Annotated in this window: 2 protein-coding genes; both read left to right on the top strand. The window is 34.2% G+C overall.

Annotated features, from left to right (window positions below; all coding sequences use genetic code 11):
* Positions 1-110 precede the first annotated feature (110 nt).
* Positions 111-605, top strand: a complete 495-nt coding sequence (locus IC220_RS07785) for a sigma-70 family RNA polymerase sigma factor (RefSeq protein ID WP_188153822.1) — start codon at positions 111-113, stop codon at positions 603-605.
* Positions 606-660: 55 nt separating this feature from the next.
* On the top strand, positions 661-1,067 hold a 407-nt coding region (locus IC220_RS07790), incomplete at its 3' end, for an AAA family ATPase (protein ID WP_188153823.1).

Genomic DNA, 1,067 nt, shown 5'->3' on the forward strand with positions numbered 1-1,067 from the left:
TCCCGATTTTTCAGAGGTAAAAACTCACGATTGTCTGAGATATTTTTTTCATGTCCTACAGAATTTACTAAAAAGGTTTCATTCTTAAATCTTTCATTAGAGGGACTTTTATGAAATCTAAAAATTCTTACTCAGGTATTGATCCTAAAGTTGTCGGGTTAGTGAAATTTTACGCAAAATCACTTAAATATTCTGCTGACCAAAGTATTGAAGACATAGAACAAGACCTTTTTTGTGAGTTTTTCTCATGTCTGAATCAATATGATGAAACTAAAGGTAGTCTTTCCACTTTTGCCAAACAAGTTATTAAAAATCGTATCCATAATTTAACCCGTAAGCATATACACACTACGCCTAATCTTAAGAATTGCATGCAACAAGAAAGTTACTGCTTTGAAGACGAATCAATATTACGTGTTGATGTTGAACGAATCATTTCAAAGTTACCAGAGAAGTGGCAGGTTTTATGTAAACAGCTTAAGTATCACAGCATTACTGAAGTTGCACATATGCACAACATGTCGAGGACTACTTTGCACCGCATTCTCAAAAAAATGAGATCTAAATTTTTATCTCTTGACGAAAAAAAATGCAAGAGAAAGTGAACAGTTTTTTGAAATTTGGTGAATGTATATACAAAGGGCAAATTTAAGTAAAAACATGGATTTAAAAATAATTAATAGTGAAGAAAGGGTAAAGTTGGTAACAGGTGTGAAGACAGTAATCTTTGGTCCTTATGGTATTGGTAAAACAAGTCTTTTAAAAACCATAAATGAGCCAACTTTGTGTCTTGATTTTGAAGCTGGTTTACTTGCTGTCCAAGATTGGCAAGGAGATTCAATTAGCATTCGCACCTGGAATCAAGCTCGGGATATAGCCTGCCTAATTGGTGGTCCAAATCCTGCACTAAAATCTGATTCAGCATATAGTCAAAGACACTATGAGCACGTATCAAGTAAATACAATGGGCTCTCTTCAGAGTTTTCTAAATATCGATGTATTTTCATTGATAGCATAACAGTTGCATCTCGTCTGTGTCTCTTATGGGCAAAAATGCAACCTGAAGC

The sequence above is a fragment of the Wolbachia endosymbiont of Pentalonia nigronervosa genome, from assembly GCF_014534705.1.
GTDB lineage: Bacteria > Pseudomonadota > Alphaproteobacteria > Rickettsiales > Anaplasmataceae > Wolbachia.